This window comes from Solirubrobacter deserti, from assembly GCF_027587175.1.
Taxonomy (GTDB): Bacteria; Actinomycetota; Thermoleophilia; order Solirubrobacterales; family Solirubrobacteraceae; genus Solirubrobacter; species Solirubrobacter deserti.
The window spans coordinates 1-4,653 of sequence record NZ_JAPCID010000102.1 but is presented as its reverse complement, the minus strand read 5'-3'; the positions used below and the strand labels follow the sequence as shown (position 1 = coordinate 4,653).

Annotated in this window: 5 protein-coding genes; all 5 read right to left on the bottom strand. The window is 75.2% G+C overall.

Features of this window, described 5'->3' with window-relative positions:
* Window positions 1-99: 99 nt before the first annotated feature.
* The gene (locus OJ962_RS33945) at window positions 100-630 is read right to left on the bottom strand and encodes an RNA polymerase sigma factor (protein ID WP_202955140.1); all 531 of its coding nucleotides are present in this window, start codon (window positions 628-630) and stop codon (window positions 100-102) included.
* A gap of 41 nt (window positions 631-671) precedes the next feature.
* A complete protein-coding gene (locus OJ962_RS33940) occupies window positions 672-1,340 on the bottom strand; it encodes a response regulator transcription factor (protein ID WP_202955139.1) in 669 nt (222 codons plus the stop codon).
* Window positions 1,341-1,368: 28 nt separating this feature from the next.
* Window positions 1,369-2,697: a sensor histidine kinase gene (locus tag OJ962_RS33935; protein ID WP_202955138.1), complete on the bottom strand. Its 1,329-nt coding sequence runs from the start codon at window positions 2,695-2,697 to the stop codon at window positions 1,369-1,371.
* Between the two features lie 70 nt (window positions 2,698-2,767).
* Window positions 2,768-4,240 (bottom strand): EAL and HDOD domain-containing protein, encoded by a 1,473-nt coding sequence (locus OJ962_RS33930; RefSeq protein ID WP_202955137.1) that lies wholly within the window; start codon window positions 4,238-4,240, stop codon window positions 2,768-2,770.
* A 25-nt stretch (window positions 4,241-4,265) separates the two neighbouring features.
* Window positions 4,266-4,653, bottom strand: a 388-nt coding sequence (locus OJ962_RS33925) for a hypothetical protein (RefSeq protein ID WP_270006933.1), incomplete at its 5' end; no start/stop codon positions are given.

The window sequence follows — 4,653 nt, the reverse complement described above, 5'->3', positions numbered from 1 at the left end:
GCGGCTCCGCCGCGAGGCGCGGCGTCACGGCGGCCGCCAGGTCGGGCGTGACGGGCCAGTCCACGTCGAGCTCGCGCAGGGCGTGTTCGAGGTCCGGCTTCACAGCTCCACCTTCAGGCGTTCGAGCGCACGTGAGGTGCGCGACTTCACGGTGCCCTTGCGCACGCCGAGCGCGGCGGCGGTCTCGGCCTCGGAGAGCTCGAGCAGGAAGCGGCAGCCGAGCACGAGCCGGTCGTCCTCGCGCAGGCGGCCGAGCGCTCCCAGCAGCGCCGCGCGGGACTCGGTCGCCAGCACGGTGGCCTCGGCCGACACGTCCTCGCGTGGCGGCTCCGCCCGCAGCTCCAGCGCCGTCCGGCGTCCCGCCGAGCGGCGCCGGTTGCGCGCCTCGTTGGCGACGATCGTCAGCAGCCACGGCCGCCACGGCTCACCCGCGCGGAAGCGCGGCAGTGCCCGCCACGCCTTGATGAACGCGTCCTGGGCGGCTTCCTCGGCGTCGGCGGCGTTGAGCGTGATGAGCATGGCGGTCCGGAAGGCGATGTCCTGGTGCGCACGGACGAGCGACGCGTACGCGTCGCCGTCACCCTCGGAGGCGAGGGCGATGAGCTCGCTCTCCGTGAGCGCTCGAGCCACCGCCCTCTTCTACACCCGCCGCCGCCGACGGGTTCCCGGACTCAGTCTTTGAGGCGGTAGCCCGCGCCGCGGACCGTCTCGAGCTGCGTGACGCCGAACGGGCGGTCGATCTTGTCGCGCAGGTAGCGGACGTAGACGTCGACGATGTTCGAGCGGTTCTCGTAGTCGTAGTCCCACGCGTGCTCGAGCAGCTGGTAGCGCGAGAGGACCTCGCCCGGGTGACGCATGAACGTCTCCAGCAGCTGGAACTCCTTGGCGCTCAGGTTCACCTCGGTGTCCTCGCGCCAGACGCGGCGCGCGGCCGGGTCGAGCTTGAGCGTGCCGACCTCGAGCACCGCCGGGCGCTCCACGGGGCCGCGACGGGCGAGCGCGCGCAGGCGGGCGAGCAGCTCGGCGAACGAGAACGGCTTGGTGAGGTAGTCGTCGGCGCCGCCGTCCAGGCCGGCGACACGGTCCTCGACGCTGTCACGCGCGGTGAGCATGATCACCGGCGACCAGATGCCCTCCTGACGCAGGCGACGGCACGTCTCGAAGCCGTCCATGCCCGGGAGCATCACGTCGAGCACGATCGCGTCGTACCCGGTGGAACCGGCCATCCACAGGGCATCCTCGCCCTTGATGGCCACGTCGGCCGCCAGCCCTTCCGAGCGCAGACCGCGCCGGATCAGGCTCGCCATCTTGATCTCGTCCTCGACCACCAGCACTCTCATGGCTCCCACCATGATCGCGCACAATGAGTCAAAGATGAGGAAGCGACAGCCACACGTCCGCGCCTGACTCGCGGTTGGCCGCGTGGGCGCTGCCACCGTGCGCGGTCGCGATCGCCGCCACGATCGCCAGCCCCAGCCCGGTGCCGCCGCGGGTGCGGGCCTCGTCGGCGCGGGTGAAGCGCTCGAACGCGCGCGGCAGGAAGTCGGGCGGGAACCCGGGCCCCTCGTCGCGCACGTGCAGCTCGACGCACCCGTTCACGCGCCGCGCGCTCAGGTGGACGGTGCCCTGCCCGTGGTGGAGCGCGTTGTCGACGAGGTTCGCGAGCGCCTGCTCCATCCGGGCCGGGTCGGCTTCGAGCGCCACGCCGGGTGAGGGGTCGGGCGCGAGCGGGCGGCCCTCGGCGCGCGCCCGCGTGCGGAAGCGGCCGGCGACCCGCGCGAGCAGCTCGCCGGCGTCGATCGGCTCAGGCCGGACGGGCAGCCGGCCCTGGTCGGAGCGGGCGATCACGAGCAGGTCCTCGGCGAGCCGCGAAAGCCGCTCGGACTCCTCGGCGGCCGAGCGCAGCGCGTCCTGGAGCTCCTCGATCGTGTGCTCGCCCCGCAGCGCGAGCTCGAGCTCCGTGCGCAGGATCGCCAGCGGCGTGCGCAGCTCGTGCGAGGCGTCGCTCACGAACGCCCGCTCGCGCTTGAACGCAACCTCGAGGCGGTCGAGCATCTCGTTGAGCGTGCGGCCCAGCCGGCCGACCTCGTCGTTGGCGGACGGCACCGGCAGCCGCTCGCTGGTCTGCGCGGCCGTGATCTCGGCCGCGTGCCGGCGCATCCGCTCGACCGGGCGCAGCGCCGCGGCGGCGAGCGCGTAGCCGATCGCGGACGCGATCAGCAGCGCCAGCGGGCCGCCGACCAGCAGCCGCGCGTGCAGCGCGTCGAGCGCGCGCTCGCGCTGGGCGAGCGGCTCGCCGACGACGAGGATCGCCGGCCGGCCCGAGCTGGCCACGGGCCGGGCGAGCAGGCGCAGGTCCGTCCCGCCGCGCCGGTGCTCGACGAACACGTCGCCGCGCGCCGCGCGCCGGATCTCGGCGCCGCTGATCAACGGCGCCGGGCCCGCGCCGCTCGTCGTGTCCAGCACCACGCCGAGCGTCGTCAGCTTCTGCGCGTACGGCTCGCCCGTGCTCTCGAGCAGGCCGCCGTCGATCACGGCGGCGGCATCGCGGGCGCGCGCGTTGAGCCCGTCGTCGATCGTCGAGTCCAGGTTCTGCGCCACCAGCAGGCTGAGCGCGACGCCCGCGATCGCGAGCAGCACGGCCATCACGCCGGTGTACGCGAGCGTGAGCTGGAAGCGCAGCGGCATCCGGCTCATGGGCGGACCATCCGGGCAGCCGCTGACGCGGCGCCGTCGGCGGCCGCTTCAAGCATCGCTGCGCGGATGCTCATGCGAGCCAGCGGCCGGTCTCGTCGGCCCAGCGCAGCGCTTCCAGGTAGGCCTCGGCCAGCTCGCCCGGCTCGGCGCCGTCCGCCGGGAAGCGGCCCTGCTCGTAGCGCAGCACGGTGCCCAGGATGCGCCCGCGCCGCCCCTCGTGGCGCAGCAACGCGCCCGTGATCTCGTCCGACAGCGGCAGCGCCCCGAGCACCTCCTCCATCGGCGCGTCCAGCAGCGCGTCCGCGACCGACAGCAGCCCGACGGTGAACAGCCCGTCGCGGTCGTCCTCGTCGGCTCCCGCGCCGAGCAGCTCGCACATCCGCGCGCGCAGCAGCGCGAGCGCCACCACCTGGTCGGGCGCCTCGGCGGCGCCCGCCAGCGCGACCACCGTGGCCCAGCGCCGCACGGCCTTGGTCCCCAGCAGCGTGAGCGCCTCGCGCACGCTGTCGATCTTGCGCGGCAGCGCGAAGTAGGCCGAGTTGACGTGACGCAGCAGCGCGAGGCTCAAGCCCACGTCGGCGCCGATGATGCGCTCGAGGTCCTCGAAGGAGGGGTCCGCGGCCGTCAGCTCACCGAGCGCCTGCAGCGACGCGAGCGCGCCCGTGCCCGGCCCGTCGCCCCCACGGGGACGCGCGAAGAAGTCGCCCTGGAAGTGGCTGAAGCCGAGCACGCGGCAGCGCGTGAACTCGTCCGCGTCGCCGACGTGCGTGGCGACCAGCTCCAGGCCGCGCTCGGCGGGCTCGGCGATCAGGGCCTGCAACTCGTCGTCACTGCGCCCGTCCGCGCGCACCTTGACCGACGCGCAGTGCTCGAGCAGCGCGGTCGGACCGTCGTAGCCGTCGAGCGCGAGCGTGAACCCCGCCTCCCGCAGCGCCCGCGCGCGCTCGACCGGCGTGTCGGGCGCGAGCTGGAGCGTCGCGGCCAGCGCGGGCGGGACGTCGCCGTCCACGGCCAGCCACAGCGCGCGCCCGGCCGCGAGCGCGACGAGCTCGCCCGGCGGGAAGGACGCCAGTACGTCGCCGTCCCCGACGAGCTCGTAGCCCACGACCTGCCGCCGCCCGTCCACGATCGGCCGGCGCACGATCGCGACGCGCGCCGGGACCGCCTCCGTGAGGTCGCGGTCGATCCCGAGCCAGCCCGCGTCCGTGCGCACCGAGCGCGTGTCCACGGTGCGCTCGCCGCGTTTGACGACGCCCGCCCACCCGAGCGACTCGAGCCGCGTGCCGACCGGCAGCTCACGTGCGTTGGAGTACGTGATCACACCGTCGGCGTCCGCGGTCCACAGCCAGTCCGGCGCCCGCTCGACGCGCTCACGGAACGGCTCGAGCTCCACCACCTCGCGCTCGCGCCGCAGCAGCTCGGCCACCAGCCGTGCGCGCTCGGTCTCCGCCGCCTCCGCGCGGCGGCGCTCACGCCGCAGCCCGAGCGCCGCGAGCACCACCACGACGACGAGCACTCCCGCCAGGACGGCCGCGACGATCACCACCGGATCGTCGCACCTGCACCGGTCAGCCCGGCACGATGCGGGCGCGTAGCTGCGTGCCGGCGAGCTCGACCGCGAGCGTCGGACCCGGGTTCGGGTTCGCGCTCTGCGGCCGCGGGTGCACGATCCCCGTGCGCCGTGCGCCCCGCACCGTCACGGTGTAGCCGCGACCGATCGCGAACGTGCCCGGCCGCAGCTCACGGATGCGCGTCTGGCGGCCCCAGCTGGGGAACGTCACGACGCCGCCGCGCGCCCGCGCGGTCCAGCGCGCCTCGATCCGCGTCGGCGTGAAGCGGTACTCGACCGTCCCGGCCTCGGCCTCGCCGCGCACGCGCAGGTCGCGGAACGGGCCGGCGAACGCGCGCAGCGGCTCCAGGCGGGCGGCGGCCGCCGCGGCGCCGCCGGGCGCGCGG

Bases quoted from the DNA above. Each gene is read 5' to 3' on its own strand.
- OJ962_RS33940 (WP_202955139.1), bottom strand. From the start codon at position 1,340: ATGAGAGTGCTGGTGGTCGAGGACGAGATCAAGATGGCGAGCCTGATC.
- OJ962_RS33935 (WP_202955138.1), bottom strand. From the start codon at position 2,697: ATGAGCCGGATGCCGCTGCGCTTCCAGCTCACGCTCGCGTACACCGGC.